The sequence below is a fragment of the Pseudomonas avellanae BPIC 631 genome (genome assembly GCF_000444135.1).
GTDB classification, from domain to species: domain Bacteria; phylum Pseudomonadota; class Gammaproteobacteria; order Pseudomonadales; family Pseudomonadaceae; genus Aquipseudomonas; species Aquipseudomonas avellanae.
Map to the genome: position 1 here is coordinate 13838 of NZ_ATDK01000579.1, position 15742 is coordinate 29579.

General features: G+C 60.3%; 15 protein-coding genes. 7 read left to right on the plus strand and 8 right to left on the minus strand.

The genetic code is table 11. From position 1 onward, the window contains the following. Nucleotides 1-35: 35 nt before the first annotated feature. Nucleotides 36-425, plus strand: a complete 390-nt coding sequence (locus DW49_RS0127165) for a hypothetical protein (protein ID WP_005617465.1) — start codon at nt 36-38, stop codon at nt 423-425. 31 nt (nt 426-456) lie between these two features. Here DW49_RS0127165 and DW49_RS0127170 read toward each other — a convergent pair whose 3' ends face one another. Continuing rightward, entirely contained in the window at nt 457-645 is a 189-nt protein-coding gene (locus DW49_RS0127170) for a hypothetical protein (RefSeq protein WP_024419800.1), read from the minus strand. Between the two features lie 244 nt (nt 646-889). Between DW49_RS0127170 and DW49_RS0127175 the strand changes: the two genes are divergently transcribed. Continuing rightward, nucleotides 890-2698, plus strand: a complete 1809-nt coding sequence (locus DW49_RS0127175) for a monovalent cation:proton antiporter-2 (CPA2) family protein (protein WP_005617461.1) — start codon at nt 890-892, stop codon at nt 2696-2698. A gap of 47 nt (nt 2699-2745) precedes the next feature. Here DW49_RS0127175 and DW49_RS0127180 read toward each other — a convergent pair whose 3' ends face one another. The 3 genes from DW49_RS0127180 to moaB all read right to left on the minus strand — a co-directional run bounded on the left by DW49_RS0127180 (nt 2746) and on the right by moaB (nt 5519). Beyond that, nucleotides 2746-3672, minus strand: coding sequence for a glycosyltransferase family 2 protein (locus DW49_RS0127180; protein WP_005617459.1), 927 nt, complete (start codon nt 3670-3672; stop codon nt 2746-2748). A gap of 89 nt (nt 3673-3761) precedes the next feature. Beyond that, entirely contained in the window at nt 3762-4973 is a 1212-nt protein-coding gene (locus DW49_RS0127185; protein ID WP_024419801.1) for a molybdopterin molybdotransferase MoeA, read from the minus strand. Nucleotides 4974-4979: 6 nt separating this feature from the next. Next, on the minus strand, nt 4980-5519 hold the full coding sequence (moaB, locus tag DW49_RS0127190) for a molybdenum cofactor biosynthesis protein B (protein ID WP_005617455.1): 540 nt from the start codon (nt 5517-5519) through the stop codon (nt 4980-4982). Nucleotides 5520-5594: 75 nt separating this feature from the next. On the opposite strand from moaB, the gene mobA reads away from it, so the two are divergent. Together mobA and DW49_RS0127200 are read left to right on the plus strand one after the other, a co-directional pair. After that, nucleotides 5595-6200, plus strand: a complete 606-nt coding sequence (mobA, locus tag DW49_RS0127195; protein WP_017683931.1) for a molybdenum cofactor guanylyltransferase MobA — start codon at nt 5595-5597, stop codon at nt 6198-6200. A 95-nt stretch (nt 6201-6295) separates the two neighbouring features. Continuing rightward, entirely contained in the window at nt 6296-6520 is a 225-nt protein-coding gene (locus DW49_RS0127200) for a YgdI/YgdR family lipoprotein (RefSeq protein ID WP_003382439.1), read from the plus strand. Nucleotides 6521-6597: 77 nt separating this feature from the next. Here DW49_RS0127200 and DW49_RS0127205 read toward each other — a convergent pair whose 3' ends face one another. Beyond that, on the minus strand, nt 6598-7488 hold the full coding sequence (locus DW49_RS0127205; protein ID WP_005617452.1) for a pseudouridine synthase: 891 nt from the start codon (nt 7486-7488) through the stop codon (nt 6598-6600). A gap of 186 nt (nt 7489-7674) precedes the next feature. Here DW49_RS0127205 and DW49_RS0127210 point away from each other — a divergent pair, with 186 nt between their 5' ends. Further along, nucleotides 7675-8529, plus strand: coding sequence for a shikimate dehydrogenase (locus DW49_RS0127210; RefSeq protein ID WP_005617451.1), 855 nt, complete (start codon nt 7675-7677; stop codon nt 8527-8529). 3 nt (nt 8530-8532) lie between these two features. Here DW49_RS0127210 and DW49_RS0127215 read toward each other — a convergent pair whose 3' ends face one another. Together DW49_RS0127215 and quiC are read right to left on the minus strand one after the other, a co-directional pair. Further along, complete coding sequence (locus DW49_RS0127215; RefSeq protein WP_005617449.1) at nt 8533-9159, minus strand: TetR/AcrR family transcriptional regulator; 627 nt, start codon at nt 9157-9159, stop codon at nt 8533-8535. Between the two features lie 148 nt (nt 9160-9307). After that, complete coding sequence (gene quiC / locus DW49_RS0127220; protein ID WP_005617447.1) at nt 9308-11215, minus strand: 3-dehydroshikimate dehydratase QuiC; 1908 nt, start codon at nt 11213-11215, stop codon at nt 9308-9310. A gap of 617 nt (nt 11216-11832) precedes the next feature. On the opposite strand from quiC, the gene DW49_RS0127225 reads away from it, so the two are divergent. After that, the gene (locus DW49_RS0127225) at nt 11833-13152 is read left to right on the plus strand and encodes an MFS transporter (protein WP_005617445.1); all 1320 of its coding nucleotides are present in this window, start codon (nt 11833-11835) and stop codon (nt 13150-13152) included. 66 nt (nt 13153-13218) lie between these two features. Here the strand turns inward: DW49_RS0127225 and DW49_RS0127230 are convergent, their stop codons facing one another. Next, on the minus strand, nt 13219-14106 hold the full coding sequence (locus DW49_RS0127230; protein ID WP_005617444.1) for a DMT family transporter: 888 nt from the start codon (nt 14104-14106) through the stop codon (nt 13219-13221). Nucleotides 14107-14328: 222 nt separating this feature from the next. Here DW49_RS0127230 and DW49_RS0127235 point away from each other — a divergent pair, with 222 nt between their 5' ends. Beyond that, nucleotides 14329-15585 carry an OprD family porin gene (locus DW49_RS0127235; RefSeq protein WP_017683929.1) on the plus strand — a complete coding sequence of 419 codons (1257 nt, stop codon included), beginning with the start codon at nt 14329-14331 and terminating at the stop codon, nt 15583-15585. Nucleotides 15586-15742 lie beyond the last annotated feature (157 nt).

The window sequence follows — 15742 nt, forward strand, 5'->3', positions numbered from 1 at the left end:
ATGATGTGCTTAAAAGCCTGAAAAGGAGTTTGTGGATGTTCAATCGCCAAGGAATCACGACTCGCACCCTGCTGCGGCAGACGGCGCTGGCTGCGCAGGCACAGTCGCCCGCTCTGGACACCGAGCGGCCCGGCAACGAACACATCCGGCTGCTGCTGAAGAGTTTTGGCCTGCGCACCAGCCTGGTCCGGCTCAAGGTGCTGGACGCGCTGCTGGTGTCGAGCGACGAAGGTCAGCCATTGGGCGTGCGCGGCGTGCACAGCCAGCTGTTGAGGCTGGATGTGCCGCTGTCGTTTCTGAGCGTGCGCGAGGTACTCAAGCGCCTGTGCGATGAAGGCGTGATCAACCTCAATGACGACAAGACCTACAGCCTGCACCCTCGCGCCCGTGAGTGGCTCGGCGAAGCGAAACATCAAGCGCAGTGAGTTGCGCGCCTGAGCGTTGCAAGCAGAGCGCCTAGCGCTTGACCTTGCGACGCATGATCCCGTTGAGTATCACGACCAGCACGGCCACGCTGATGGCAATGTACTGAAAGGTCTTTTCAGTGATGGTGCCGCTGTTCTGCAGATGCGACAGGCCGAGCATGATCGCCAGAACGCCGAGGGCGATCAGAAGCGAGTAAATCAAACGCTGTTTGTTGGTCATAACGATTTCCTGAAAGCTCATGACGGGCAGTTGGCGCTGCCTGTTTGCGCGCATAGCTTACGCCGATGCGCGGCGATTCGCATCGTCAGGCTGCCCTTCCCCTCTCATGCCTGCACCCCTCACAGACGCTTTATCAATCGCGTTGATGACTGTCATGCCGCGATGAACGTTGCCGTGTAAAACTCACATGCTTTAATGGCGCCCTGTTTCAACAGTGTGTTCAATTATTACCAAGGAGTTTTACATGCCCCATGAAGGCAGCCTGTTGCAGGCCGCGGTGGTGTTCTTACTCGCGGCGGTGCTGACCGTCCCGCTGGCCAAGCGCCTGAAGCTGGGGGCTGTCATCGGTTATTTGTTCGCGGGCGTGATCATCGGCCCCTCGGTGCTGGGGCTGATCGGCGACACGGAGAGTGTCAGCCATATTTCTGAACTCGGCGTGGTACTGCTGCTGTTCATCATTGGTCTTGAGCTGTCGCCGAAGCGCTTGTGGGTGATGCGCAAAGCGGTATTCGGCGTGGGCATGGCGCAAGTGATGCTGACCGGTCTGGTGATCGGCGCAATCGCGCTGTTTGCCTTCGGCCAGTCGCTGAATACGGCGGTCATTCTCGGCCTGGGCCTGGCGCTGTCGTCCACCGCTTTCGGCCTGCAAAGCCTGGCAGAGCGCAAGCAGTTGAACAGCCCGCATGGGCGGATGGCGTTCGCGATTCTACTGTTTCAGGACATTGCCGCGATTCCACTGATTGCCATGGTGCCGTTCCTGGCCGGGGCCGATCACGCCATGAACACGGGGGAAAGCGTGAATCATGGCCTGCGCGTGCTGGGCAGTATTGCCATCGTGGTGATCGGCGGGCGTTACCTGCTGCGCCCGGTGTTCCGGATTGTCGCCAAGACCAAAATCCAGGAAGTCTCGACTGCCACCGCCTTGCTCGTGGTAATCGGTACGGCGTGGCTGATGGAGCTGGTCGGTGTGTCGATGGCGCTCGGCGCGTTTCTCGCGGGCCTGTTGCTGGCCGATTCCGAATACCGCCACGAACTGGAAGCCCAGATCGAGCCGTTCAAGGGCCTGCTGCTGGGGCTGTTCTTCATCAGCGTCGGCATGGGCGCCAATGTCGGCCTGCTGCTCAGTTCGCCGCTGGTGGTGCTGGGCCTGACCTTGCTGCTGATCGCCATCAAGCTGCCGATGCTGTTTATCATCGGTCGCACCGCGGGCGGCCTCAACAACCGCAGCGCATTGCAGTTGGGCCTGGTGCTGGCCGCAGGTGGCGAATTTGCCTTTGTGGTGTTCAAGATCGGCAGCACGCAGGGGCTGTTCGAGGCCGGGCTGTACGACATGCTGGTGCTGACCATCACCTTGTCGATGGCCATTACCCCGTTGCTGTTCATTGCGCTGGCACGCTGGATCAAACCCAAGGCCAAGGTGGTGAATGTGCCGGACGAGTACCGCGACATTCAGACCGACAAACCCCGAGTAGTGATTGCCGGCATGGGTCGTATGGGGCAAATCGTCGCGCGGATCCTGCGGGCGCAGAAAATCCCGTTCATCGCCCTGGATACCGCCGTGGAGTCGATTGAGTTTTCGCGTAGTTTCGGCAACGTACCCGTGTTCTATGGCGACCCGCTGCGCCCGGAAATACTGCGTGCCGCCAAGGTCAATGAAGCGGAATATTTTGTCATCGCGACGGATGATCCGGACACCAACATCAAGACTGCCGAGTTGATCCGCAAGCTGTATCCGCACATGAAGATCATCGCCCGCGCACGTAACCGCCAGCACGTTCACCGGCTGATGGACATCGGCGCGCATGCCGTGCGCGAGACGTTCTATTCAAGCCTGGAAATGAGCCGTCAGACCTTGATGGGCCTGGGCCTGACCGAGGTGCAGGCCGACGCGCGCATCAGCCGCTTCAAACGTCATGACGAACAGGTGCTCGCTGCCCAGCACGAGGTGTATGACGACGATGCCAAGGTGCTGCAGACCGCCCGCGAAGCACGGGCCGACCTTGCGCAGTTGTTCGAAGCGGACCGTCTGGACGAAGAAGCGGCCAAAGGCTGATTGGCCAGCGCACCGGGCCACTTGGCCGCCCGGTGCATTGGCCCGCTTCACGCGTAAGGGCTGTCCCAGTAGCGCTTGTACATCCCGAGTTTTTTCTTCAAGCCACGGGGCAAGCGTTTCTCCTGCTTGCTCAGCTTGTAGGCCAGCAGTTTCAGCGCATTGCGCACAAACGACATGGGCCACCAGAGGAGGCGCCGCGGGCCGAGGAATTTCAGCTCGGACTTCACGTAGCGCATGCCCTCGCCACCAATCCCGCCGAACGTCTCGTAGATCCACGCTTCTCGGGACTGAAACACGCCGATATCGAAATAGCGGCAGAACTCTTCGCGCAAACTGTAGTTGTGGGAATGACGGCACACAGCGGAGCCTTCGTAGGCCACTTTCCAGCCATCGATGAGCATTTTCGCCGTGACGTACATGTCTTCGGAGAGGATCACATGCCGAGGAAAGCCACCGATCGCCCGCAACGCTTCGCCACGATAGGCCGCGAAGGAATTGGACATGAACGGCGTCTTGATGCCCAGGGTGCCAGCGTCTGCCAGGGTCTTGATCTGCGAAGTCGGCGGGTAGTTGAACAGCCGTGCATGCTGGGCCAGCAGGTTGGCGTTCTTGTGCGGCAATTGACGGCCACACACAGCACCGACTTTCGGGTCAGCGAAGGACAGCAGAATGTTGGCGATGGCGTCGATGTCTTCGACGTAGGCGTCCTGGGTCATGTAAACGTAGAAGTCGTAGTCCGGGTGCACATCGACCATCATCTGCCGGGTGCCGCCGTGGTTGAAATCCTTGCTGTCGATGCGCAGCACATTGGCGCAGCGGGCTTGCGCCAGTTCCAGCGTGCCGTCCGAAGAACTGGAATCCACGATCAGCGTGTCGAAGCTCGCCGTCTGCGTGGCCAGTGAATCCAGCAGCCGCTCCAGGTCCTTGCGGCCGTTGTAGGTCGGGATGACACAAGCCACTCTCAATGACGCCATAACAATACTCCAGGGCGAAGTCCGGTTGCCCACTTTGTCAGCGTTGTTGAGGGTAGCTCATGTGCATCGTGCCCACCATTTGAATACACTCAGCCGAGCACTTCACTCAACGGGATGAAGCTCACCCAGTCGCCCTCGGCCACTGTCGTGCCCTCACGCACTTCAATCAGACCATCAGCCCACGCAGCGCTGCGCAACACGCCGGAACTCTGGTTGCGATAGACCACGGCCCGGCTCTGTTCCAGGCGACCGCGCAGGTACTCGCGACGGTTGCCAGGACGCGTCCAGACAAACCCCGCGGGCACCGGAAACTGCATCGGCGCGACATCCATCACCCCCTGACGACGCAGCAGGTAAGCGCGCGCCAGCAAGGCGAACGTGACCAGCGTCGAGGCCGGGTTACCCGGCAGGCCAATCACCGGCACACCACGGAAATGCCCGAAGGTCAGCGGCTTGCCAGGTTTTATCGCCAGCTTCCACAGCGTCAGTTCGCCTTCTTCGCGCAAGGCGTGGCCGAGAAAATCCGCTTCACCGACCGAGACGCCACCGGTTGAAAGGATCAGATCGACATCGTGCAGGCTCGCCAGCGCAGCGCGGGTCTGTTGCAGGTCGTCCGGCAGAATGCCCGCGTCCACCACTTCACAGTGCAATCGCTTCAGCCAACTGCACAGCAACACCCGATTGCTGTTGTAGATCTGCCCCGGCCCCAGTGGCTGGCCGGGCTCGATCAATTCATCGCCGGTGGACAGCACCGCCACGCACACGCGACGAATCACCTCCAGCTCGGCGAGGCCCAAAGAAGCGGCCAGGCCCAGCTCGATAGGACCCAGGCGCGTGCCGGCTGCCAGTACGCTGTCGCCGACACGGGTTTCCTGGCCTTGCGGGCGAATGTTCTGCCCGACGCTCAGCGGCTCGCTGAAGCGCACACGCTGGTCTGCCAGCACATCGGCGTTTTCCTGCATCTCGACGCAATCAGCGCCCTCGGGCATCGGTGCGCCGGTGAAGATCCGCGCGCAGGTGCCGGGAGCCAGTGGCTCGGGTGCCTGGCCGGCAAAAATGCGCTGGCTGACGGTCAGCGGCTCTCCGGTCCAGTCCGCCTGGCGCAAGGCGTAACCGTCCATGGCGCTGTTCGGCCAGGGCGGCAGGTCCAGCGTGGAAACCAGATCCACCGCCAGCACGCGGCCTTCGGCATCGGCCAGCGAGACGCGCTGGCGTTCGGTTATTTGCGTGGCCTCGGCCATTGCCAGCAGTCGGGCAATGGCCTCTTCAACCGGCAACAGGTTTTTTGGCTCGTTGTTCATCAGCACTCAACCGCGGGTCGCGCAGGGCTCGGCCTGCTTGAGGTGCGGCACGAAGTTGCAGGGCCGGAAGCGCGAATCCAGCTGCTCGGCGAGAATCCCGTCCCATGCGGTACGCACGGCATTCGTGGAACCCGGCAGGCAGCAGACCAGCGTGCCATTGGACAAACCGGCCAGCGCGCGGGACTGAATGGTCGAGGTGCCGATGTCCGGCACGGATATCTGCCGGAACAGCTCGCCAAACCCGTCGACCTGCTTGTCCAGCAGGCACGCCACAGCTTCGGGAGTGCTGTCACGGCCGGTAAAGCCGGTGCCGCCAGTGATCAGCACAACCTGCACCTGATCGTCGGCAATCCAGGTGGCGACCTGAGCACGGATTTTGTACAGATCATCCTTGAGCAGGACGCGTTCGATCAGGCCATGACCGGCGTCGGTCAGGCGGTCGACGAACATCTGCCCCGAGGTGTCGGTTTCGCGGGTGCGGGTATCGCTGACGGTCAGTACGGCGATATTCAGGGGTACGAAAGGTGTGTCAGCCTTGGCTTTCATGGCCTCATCCAGTTGTGAAGGAAACAGGCCGGTGTTATATCACAGCACTCCTTTTGCCTGCCCGCCGAGTGTTTGATGAATGTCCGTGCTGCACTGCCTCCCTGCTCTATCCTGCTGCTGGCCGGAGGCCGCGGGCAGCGTATGGGCGGGCGTGACAAGGGCCTGATCGAGTGGCAGGGCAAGGCGCTGATCGAGCATCTGCACGCCCTGACCCGGCCCCTGACCGACGACCTGATCATTTCCTGCAACCGCAACATCGAGCGCTATGCTCAATACGCCGATCAGGTGGTCAAGGATGACGACACCGACTTCAACGGCCCCCTGGCCGGGATTCGCGCCGCACTACCGCGTGCCCGTCATCAGTGGTTGCTGGTGCTGCCCTGCGACGGGCCTCTTGTCGATGAGCCATTGCTGCGGGCGATGCGCGAAAAAGCATGTGAATATCCGCAGCGACCCGTCATGGTGCGCGAAGGTCAGCACTGGCAGCCGCTTTTATGTATGATCCCGGTCGCTTGTGCCGCAACGCTGGAAGCCGCATGGCTGACCGGCGAACGCAGCCCGCGGCGGGCCATGGAGCCACTGCAACCAGTCGCTGTACAGCTGGAAGCAGATGATCCACGCCTGGCCAACCTGAACACACCCTGTCTGTTGGCAGGGATCAATGAAAATGACCGTAAGTAAGTGGTTATTGAACTTGCGCACGGTGTATACGGAACTTGCAGACGGCGTATACGTCTGAGAGTTCAGTAATCAAGAATCCATCTGGAGACACAGTAATGAAACAACGGACCCTTCCCGCTGCCTTTCTGCTTGCACTGAGCATCGCCTCCCTCGCCGGTTGCGCATCGCCCACTGTGATCACTCTGAACGATGGTCGTGAAATCCAGGCCGTCGATACTCCCAAGTACGATCAGGATTCGGGTTTCTACGAGTTCAAACAGCTCGATGGCAAGCAGACCCGCATCAACAAGGACCAGGTACGTACCGTCAAGGATCTGTAATCCGGACGTCGCGTGACTGATTCGAAAAAACCCGCCAAGTGCGGGTTTTTTTGGGCCTGCCATTCCAGCCTTGTGGTTTACCAGTCCAGCTTGAGCAGGCTCTCGAACTGACGCGGTTCGCCGCTGAGCGGATCGATGAAGCGCAGGCTTTTGGCGAGCAATTTCAATGGGTGCCGATAGTCGTCCAGCGGATCCTTCAGGGCATCGGGGTAGAACGGATCGTTACAGATCGCAGCGCCCAGCGCCGCCATGTGCACGCGCAATTGATGCTTCTTGCCTGTTACCGGGTGCAACCCGTAACGCCATAATGGCCCGTGCCGCTCCAGCACTTCGATGCGCGTCTGCGTGTTGCTGACCCCCGGCCCTTCCTGCATGCGAAAAAACGGCTCGCCCTCGACCAGACGGCTCTCGTGCAGGCGCGGAAACTCAAGTTCAGGCAGCGCTGGCGCAATGGCTTCGTAGCATTTGTCGATACGCCGGGTAGGGAACAGTGTCTGATAGGCCGAGCGCGTCTGCCGGTTGGCTGAAAACAGCACCAGCCCTGCGGTGTGCCGGTCGATACGGTGCAGCGGCACCAGATCGGGGTTGTCGAGGCGATGGATAAGGCGGCGTAACAAGGTTTGTTCGACGTATTCGCCAGCCGGTGTCACGGGAAGAAAGTGTGGCTTGTCGGCGACGACAAGGTGTTCGTCGGCATAGAGAATGGTCTCGACCACCGGGATCGGCGTTTCATTGGGCACTTCACGAAAGTAATGAATCTTCAGCCCTTCGCGATAGGCCATGTGCGGCGTAATGGTTTTTCCGTCAGCATCCAGCACCCGGTCACGGGCGATACGGTCCAGCCACTGTTCACGGCTGATGGCCGTGAATTTCGCGCATAGGCAATCGAGCACAGTCGCCCACGGGCCAGGCGGCAGGTACAAGGTGCTGGCTTGTTGCTGTGCGGCACTGAAAACGGACTCGGACATGCTGGGGCTCGGACTCTGGTTTGCCTGAGGCGGCTGGCCGGGGATTATCGCTGATCCGGGCGATCACCGCACAACATCGCTGCATGACAATCGACCGCTACCTGCGGCACTATTAACCATCTGGTACATTCAGCTCAACTCCTGCTCGATATCGGGCAGCGTCACAAAAACAAGAGACATATTTTCATGACCCATGCTGAACACACCTCAGTACTCGCCGGCCTGATCGGCTCCGGCATCCAGGCTTCGCGAACGCCCGCCATGCATGAGCACGAAGGCGACGCACAGGGCCTGCGCTACCTGTACCGGCTGATCGATATCGACGCGTTGCAACTGGACATCAACGCCCTGCCCTGGCTTGTCGAAAGCGCGCAGAACTGCGGCTTTACCGGCCTGAATATCACCTTTCCCTGCAAACAGGCGGTCATCCCCTTGCTGGACGAACTGTCCGACGAAGCGCGCGGCATCGGCGCGGTCAACACCGTGGTCTTCAAGGACGGAAAGCGCATCGGGCACAACACCGACTGTCTGGGTTTTGCCGAAGGTTTCCAGCGCGGGCTGGACAAGGCTCCACGCCAGCATGTGGTGCAAATGGGTGCAGGTGGTGCGGGCGCTGCCGTGGCTCATGCGCTGATGAGCGCAGGCGTCGAGCGCCTCACCGTGTTCGAGGTCGAACCGCGGCGGGCGCAAGGCCTGGTGGACAACCTCAACGAGCATTTCGGTGCCGGACGCGCGCAGGTCGGTCTTGACCTGCCTGCGGCAATGGCCGAAGCCGACGGGCTGGTCAATACCACGCCGGTGGGCATGGTCAAGCTGCCGGGCACGCCGTTGCCGGTCGAGCTGCTGCGGCCCGCGCTGTGGGTGGCTGAAATCATTTACTTCCCGCTGGAAACCGAGCTGCTCAAGCATGCCCGCGCCCTGGGTTGCCGCACACTGGATGGCAGCACCATGGCGGTGTTTCAGGCGGTCAAGGCGTTCGAGCTGTTCAGTGGCCGGTCCGCTGATGCGCAACGGATGATGGCGCACTTCCACACCCTGTAAGCCTCAGCGCTTGAGGTAACGCAGCACAGCGTCGCAGATCATCGCCTTGTGACGCTGCTTGACCTCCTCGCTCCACAGCTCGATCTGGAAGATTTCACTGAACGTGTGGCGGTTGGAGATCCGGTAGAAGCAGAACGAGCTGATCATCAGGTGCAGGTCCACCGGATGAACGCCGTCACGGAACAGGCCGTTGGCTTCACCGCGACGCAGGATGCCGTCGAGCGCCCTGATGATGTTCTGGCTCTTGGCCTGGATCGTATCGGACTGTTTGACGTTCTCGCCGTTATGAATGTTTTCGATGCACACGATGCGCACGAAATCGACGTTGCTGTCGTGGTGATCGAAGGTGAACTCGACCACCCGATGGATCGCCTCCACAGGCTCGAGCTCGCCGAGATTAAGCTCGCTTTCGGTGTTGCGAATCGCCCCGTAGAGCTTTTCCAGCACTTCGACGTACAACTGCTCCTTGCTGCCGAAGTAGTAATAGATCATCCGTTTCGAGGTCTTGGTGCGTTCGGCAATGGCATCGACGCGCGCGCCCGTCAGCCCGTGCGCGACAAACTCGGCGACAGCGGCCTTGAGGATGTCTTCACGGGTTTTTTCCGGGTTGTTCTTGCGGCCTCTAGGCACAATGGCGGCAGGTTCAACGGCAACGGCGGAGTCGTTTTTTTCATTGTTGGCTCATGACCACGGGTAATGCGCGGAGTATGAAGCTGACCGGGAATAGAGGGAAGCTGCGAGGGCTGCGAACCCTCGCAACACGTGCATCAAGCGTTTTCTACAAACGTGCCTGACGCGCCGCCACGTTGCGCGCCTTGGCCATTGCGGCCAGACGCACCGGCACGTTGGCGGCGCCGTAGCCCACATAGCCATTCTTGCGCTGCAGAATCTCGAAGAAGAAGCGCCCGTCAAATGCATCGGTGTAGACGTGAAACAGCTCGCCGCCCTGCGCATCACGGTCATAAAGCACGTTGTAATACGCCAGTTCGCTGAGAAACTCTTCGTCGAAATCGAAGCGCGCGGCCAGGTCATCGTAGTAATTGAGCGGGATGTCCAGCAACGGCACACCGGCTTCCTTGGCTCGGCTGACCTCGGCAAAGATGTCCTCGCAGGAGAACGCGATGTGGTGCACACCGGAACCGCGATAACTCGACAGCGCGTGGGAAATGGCCGTGTTGCGGTTCTCGGAAATATTCAGCGGCAGGCGCACGGTGCTGCAACGACTGCGCAGCGCTCGGCTTTTGACCAGCCCGTAAGGGTCGGGCAGCACCACTTCGTCATCAGCTTCGAAATCCAGAATGCTTTTGTAGAACAGCACCCAGCTGTCCAGGCTGTCGGCGGGCAGCGCCATGGCCATGTGGTCGATACGCTGCAAACCGCCCTTGGCGACTGCTTGGGTGTCGACGACAAAATCGCTGTCGTAGATCGAGTAACCCGGCGAAGCGTTGTCGACCAGGTAGATCAGGCTGCCGTCCGGCGCACGCACCGACGGAATCTCCCGCTCATTGGGGCCGACCAGACCGCGATAAGGCTGCCCCTTGAACGCACGCGCACGCTCCAGCGACTGATAGCCGTCATCGACGCGCAAGGCGGTGGCGCACAGCGAAGGCCCGTGCGCCTCGAAAAAACTGTGGGCAAACGAATACGGCTCGGCGTTGAGCACAATCTTGATATCACCCTGCCCCAACAAGCTGACAGCCTTGGAACGGTGCTGGCCCAGTTTGGCGAAACCGAGCCGCTGCAGCCAACCTGACAGGCGAGCCGAGTGGCTCTCATCGACTGCGAATTCAAGAAACTCGACACCGTTATAGCTGCTGGCAGGCGGCGGATTGAACAGCACCTCGGGAACCGCCACCGGCTCGTCACGCGCCAGCAACTGGCGGGTTTTTTCTTCCAGGTACAGCAACGAACGCAAACCGTCTGCTGCGTTGGCGCGGGTCGGGGCGGCACGAAAGCCGTCATTGAACACTTCCAGCGACAACGGGCCGGTGTAACCGCTGCGCAGGATCGGCGCAAGGAAACCGGCCAGGTCGAACTCGCCTTGCCCAGGGAAACAGCGGAAATGGCGGCTCCATTCCAGCACGTCCATCGCCAGAATCGGCGCATCGGCCATCTGCACGAAGAAGATCTTGTCGCCGGGGATCTGCGCAATCGCGCTCGGATCGCCCTTGAGCGACAGCGTGTGGAAGCTGTCGAGCAACACACCCAGCGCAGGATGATCAACCTGACGCACCAGGTTCCAGACCTGTTGCCAGGTATTGACGTGCTTGCCCCACGCCAGCGCTTCATAACCGACACGCAGGTTGCGGGCGCCAGCACGCTCGGCCAGCAAACTCAGGTCATCAAGAAGAATGTTTTCATCGCCCACCGAGTCGGCAGACGCATTGCTGCAGACCAGCACCAGGTCGGTGCCCAGCTCCTGCATCAGGTCGAATTTGCGTTCGGCGCGGTCCACATTGCGTTGCAATCGGTCGCGACGGCAGCCTTCAAAATCGCGGAATGGCTGGAACAACGTGATGGCGATACCCAGGTCGGCGCATAGCTGCCTGACGTTGCGTGGGCTACCGTCGTAATACAACAAGTCGTTTTCGAAAATCTCGACGCCGTCAAAGCCGGCTGCGGCGATGGCTTCGAGCTTTTCGGGCAGAGTACCGCTCAAGGATACGGTGGCAATTGAACGCTGCATGCTTTTCAGCTCCTGGATGAACGCGACCTGTACGGGTCACGACTGGACAGCACCGCATTCCGGCCTTTCCCGGCCTTATTCAGAGGTGCGAGTAAAGTATTTGCCTGTCAAAATACTACAGCAACATAAAGTGTACGAACCGGTTAGTTTTACGTTCGATTATCGAACAAAAGCCGTTTTACTCAATTGACGCTGTATCGCGTAATGCTCACCATCAGCATCACATTGCAGGATAGCCCCGGCAGTCGAACGTACGACATTTATGCTTCATCAGCAGCAACCCATAACAATCAAAAAAACAGGAACATTGCTCATGTGCACCCTTCTCGCTTTGCTCACCCGCTCGCCCGCCCGTCCTACCAGACGTCATGCCCGACAAACCGAACAGGCCAAAAGCCCGCTTCAGGTTCGCGTCGCCTGAAACATTCCAACGCACTTGCGCGGCCCAACCTGTAAATTGTCGGCCCGACGGACCGTCTCGATGAAAGCCTGAGTCAATCGGCCAGTCGATTCACGGTACTACGACTTCACTTTACCTGCACAACGCCTGCATCGAGTGGACTTCTCAGTCCGACTGTTGCCAGCAGCACAGTCCTGGAACGGATGGTTAGATCATCATGCTCAATACCCAGAACAACCCTGTTACCCGTGCCGGGATGGGCGAAAAGATTCGCGGCGCTCTTGCCGTGGGCAAGACCCGCTGGGGCATGCTTGCCCTGGTGTTCTTCGCCACTACGCTGAACTACATCGACCGGGCGGCGCTCGGGGTCATGCAGCCGATCCTGGCCAAGGAGATGAGCTGGACGGCGATGGACTACGCCAACATCAACTTCTGGTTTCAGGTCGGCTACGCCGTCGGTTTTGTGTTGCAGGGCCGCTTCATCGACAAGGTCGGCGTCAAGCGCGCGTTCTTCCTCGCCGTGCTGTTGTGGAGCCTGGCGACCGGTGCACATGGCCTGGCGACGTCTGCGGTCGGCTTCATGGTCTGCCGCTTCATTCTGGGCCTGACCGAGGCGGCCAACTACCCGGCCTGCGTGAAAACCACGCGCCTGTGGTTCCCGGCCGGTGAGCGTGCGGTGGCGACTGGCATCTTCAACGCTGGCACCAACGTCGGTGCGATGCTGACGCCAGCGTTGCTGCCGGTAATCCTCACGGTATGGGGCTGGCAGGCCGCGTTCGTGGCGATGGGTTCGCTGGGGCTGATCTGGGTAATCATGTGGCGCTTGAAGTACTACAACCCTGAAGAGCACCCGACCGTCAGCAAAACCGAACTGGACTACATCAACCAGGAAGTCGAGCCTGCGCCGGTCAAGGTGCCTTTCACCGGCATTCTGAAGATGCGCGGCACCTGGGCATTTGCGCTGGCTTACGCGATCACCGCGCCAGTGTTCTGGTTCTACCTGTACTGGTTGCCGCCGTTTCTCAATCAGCAATACAACCTGGGCATCAGCGTGACGCAAATGGGCATCCCGCTGATCCTTATCTGGCTGACCGCCGACTTCGGCAGCGTGGGTGGCGGCATCCTGTCATCGTGGCTGATCGGGCGCGGCATGCGGGCGACCAAAGCGCGTCTGCTGTCGATGCTGATATTCGCCATCACCATCTGCAGCGTGGTGTTCGCCGCCAACGCCAGCGGCTTGTGGGTCGCGGTGCTGGCCATCTCTGTGGCAGTCGGCGCGCATCAGGCCTGGACCGCGAACATCTGGAGCCTGGTGATGGATTACACGCCCAAGCACATGATGAGCACGGTGTTCGGCTTTGGCGGTATGTGCGCAGCCATCGGCGGCATGTTCATGACCCAGATCGTCGGTGCGGTGCTGACCGCCACCAACAACAATTACAACGTGTTGTTCACCATGATCCCGGCGATGTACTTCATCGCGCTGATCTGGCTGTACTTCATGGCCCCACGCAAGGTGCCGACGCTCAGCGAATGATTGTCTGATGCAAAACGCAAAGGCCCGCTCACCCAGTGATCGGGCCTTTTTTGTGTGGGTTGATCGCTACCCACCGTTGCGCCGCTGTTGCCATGCCGCCGCCAGGCCACTCAGGCAGATAATCGCGATGCCGGCCTGGGCGGTGGGCGATGGCATGTGATCGAAGACCAGAAACCCCAACAGCCCGGCGAAGACGATCTGGCAGTAGCTGAACGGTGCGAGCATGGCCGGGGCGGCGAAGCGGAAGGCCTGGGTCAGCAACAGATGGGCAGACATGCCGCACGCACCCAGTGCGAGCAGAAACGGCAAATGCTTGAGCGCCGGTACTTCCCAGAAAAACGGCACCAGCGCGCTCATCAACAGCGTGTTGAACAGCCCGGCGAAAAAGTTGCTGGTGGTCGGGCTGTCGAACGGGCTGACCAGCCGCGTCAGCAGTTGATACAGCGCGAAGCACAAGGCCGACGACAACGGCAGCAGAATCGCCGGCGTGAACAACTCGCCGCCCGGATGAATGATGATCATCACCCCGACAAACCCGACCACCACGGCAATCCATTGCCCACGCGTCACGCGCTCATGCAGCAACGGCACCGACAGCGCGGTGACCAGCAGCGGCGCGAGGAAGTTGACCGCCGTGGCTTCTGCCTGAGGAATGAACATCAGGCTGCTGGTGAACAACAGACTGGTGCCCAGCAAGGCCAGCGCGCGCAGTACCTGCAAGCCGGGGCGCTTGGTGCGCAGTACGCGCAGACCCGCCGATGGCATGAAGATGCAGGCCATGAGCAACGTGTGCACCAGATAGCGCGCCCATACCACCAGAATGATCGGATAGAAACCGGACAGGTATTTGGACAGCGTGTCGTGACTGGCAAACAGAAAGGTCGCCAGAAGAATGAAACCAATTCCTTTCAACGGTTGATTGACGCCGGACAACGGCGTGCTGGCAGGGCTCATCGGGCTTCCTTGTTCAAGTTTCAGGCTGTGTACGCCGCCTGTATCTACAGATCAGTGAGCATCGCACACGCTTTTGCAACGTCCTGCACAAAATGTTCGGACCAGTACATTAACGTTCGGTAATCGCCCGAAACAGATGTTTCACAATTGCACACCGCGCCCCGGCATTTCACTATCGCAGCCAGCTACAACGACTCAATAACTACAAAAAAGGTCTGCTCCATGCGCTCGAACGTCTCTTGCAAAATCGCTTGCGGCCTCTCTGCGGCCATCGCGTCCACCCTCGCCCCTGCTCTGAGTCACGCCGCCGGGTTCGTCGAAGACGCCAAGGTCAATCTGAACCTACGCAACTTCTACATCAACCGCAACTTCGTCGACCCGGCCAACGCGCAGAATTACGCCGAGGAATGGACGCAGAACTTCATCCTCGACGCCCGCTCCGGTTTTACCCAGGGCACCGTAGGCTTTGGTGTGGATGCGCTGGGGCTTTACTCGCTCAAGCTGGACGGCGGCAAAGGCACTGGCGGCACACAGTTGCTGCCTATCCACAGTGACGGACGCCCGGCCGACGACTTCGGGCGCCTGGCCGTGGCAGGCAAGGCACGCTTCTCGAAAACCGAATTGAAGGTCGGCGAGTGGATGCCGGTGTTGCCGATCCTGCGCTCCGATGACGGCCGCTCGCTGCCGCAAACCTTTCAGGGCGGGCAGATCACCTCCAAGGAGATCGACGGGCTAACCGTGTACGGTGGCCAGTTCCGCGCCAACAGCCCGCGCAACGACGCGAGCATGCAAGACATGTCCATGACCGGCCGCGCAGCGTTCACCTCCGACCGCTTCAACTTCGGCGGCGGCGAGTATGTGTTCAACGAAAAACGCACTCAGGTCGGCGTGTGGTACGCCCAGCTTGAAGACATCTACCATCAGCAGTATTTCAACCTGTTGCACAGCCAGCCGCTGGGCAGCTGGACGCTGGGGGCCAACCTCGGCTATTTCCAGGGCAAGGACGATGGCCAGTCGCTGGCGGGTGATCTGGACAACAAGACCTGGTCCGCCCTGCTCTCGGCACGACACGGCGGCAACACCTTTTACGTGGGCCTGCAGAAGGTCAGCGGCGACAGCGCGTGGATGCGCGTCAACGGCACCAGTGGTGGCACACTGGCCAACGACAGTTACAATTCCAGCTTCGACAATGCCAGAGAGAAATCCTGGCAGTTGCGCCACGATTACGACTTCGCTGCGCTCGGCGCGCCGGGCCTGACCCTGATGAACCGCTACATCAGCGGCGAAAACGTGCACACCGGCGCTATCACCGATGGCGAAGAGTGGGCACGGGAAACCGAGCTGGCTTATGTGTTTCAAAGTGGTGCGTTTAAAAGCCTGTCGCTCAAGTGGCGCAACTCGACCATGCGCCGTGATTACAGCACTAATCAGTTCGACGAAAACCGTGTGATCGTGAGCTATCCGCTGTCACTGCTCTGAAAACCTGAAAAAAAACCGCCACGGCTGAGTAGCATGGCGGCGTTGACTATCGTGCCGAAGCTCCTGCGCCGGCATGCAGTTCTGGACGCTCTGCGTCCTCTTTGTGGCGCTTCGCGCCACACAACGGTTTTGCGATTTCAGTGATGTTTGTTTACGG

Excerpts from the sequence above, each read along its gene's own strand:
- DW49_RS0127165 (WP_005617465.1), top strand. The coding sequence starts at position 36 with ATGTTCAATCGCCAAGGAATCACGACTCGCACCCTGCTGCGGCAGACG.
- DW49_RS0127170 (WP_024419800.1), bottom strand. The coding sequence starts at position 645 with ATGACCAACAAACAGCGTTTGATTTACTCGCTTCTGATCGCCCTCGGC.
- DW49_RS0127175 (WP_005617461.1), top strand. The coding sequence starts at position 890 with ATGCCCCATGAAGGCAGCCTGTTGCAGGCCGCGGTGGTGTTCTTACTC.
- DW49_RS0127180 (WP_005617459.1), bottom strand. The coding sequence starts at position 3,672 with ATGGCGTCATTGAGAGTGGCTTGTGTCATCCCGACCTACAACGGCCGC.
- DW49_RS0127185 (WP_024419801.1), bottom strand. The coding sequence starts at position 4,973 with ATGAACAACGAGCCAAAAAACCTGTTGCCGGTTGAAGAGGCCATTGCC.
- moaB (WP_005617455.1), bottom strand. The coding sequence starts at position 5,519 with ATGAAAGCCAAGGCTGACACACCTTTCGTACCCCTGAATATCGCCGTA.
- mobA (WP_017683931.1), top strand. The coding sequence starts at position 5,595 with ATGAATGTCCGTGCTGCACTGCCTCCCTGCTCTATCCTGCTGCTGGCC.
- DW49_RS0127200 (WP_003382439.1), top strand. The coding sequence starts at position 6,296 with ATGAAACAACGGACCCTTCCCGCTGCCTTTCTGCTTGCACTGAGCATC.
- DW49_RS0127205 (WP_005617452.1), bottom strand. The coding sequence starts at position 7,488 with ATGTCCGAGTCCGTTTTCAGTGCCGCACAGCAACAAGCCAGCACCTTG.
- DW49_RS0127210 (WP_005617451.1), top strand. The coding sequence starts at position 7,675 with ATGACCCATGCTGAACACACCTCAGTACTCGCCGGCCTGATCGGCTCC.
- quiC (WP_005617447.1), bottom strand. The coding sequence starts at position 11,215 with ATGCAGCGTTCAATTGCCACCGTATCCTTGAGCGGTACTCTGCCCGAA.
- DW49_RS0127225 (WP_005617445.1), top strand. The coding sequence starts at position 11,833 with ATGCTCAATACCCAGAACAACCCTGTTACCCGTGCCGGGATGGGCGAA.
- DW49_RS0127230 (WP_005617444.1), bottom strand. The coding sequence starts at position 14,106 with ATGAGCCCTGCCAGCACGCCGTTGTCCGGCGTCAATCAACCGTTGAAA.
- DW49_RS0127235 (WP_017683929.1), top strand. The coding sequence starts at position 14,329 with ATGCGCTCGAACGTCTCTTGCAAAATCGCTTGCGGCCTCTCTGCGGCC.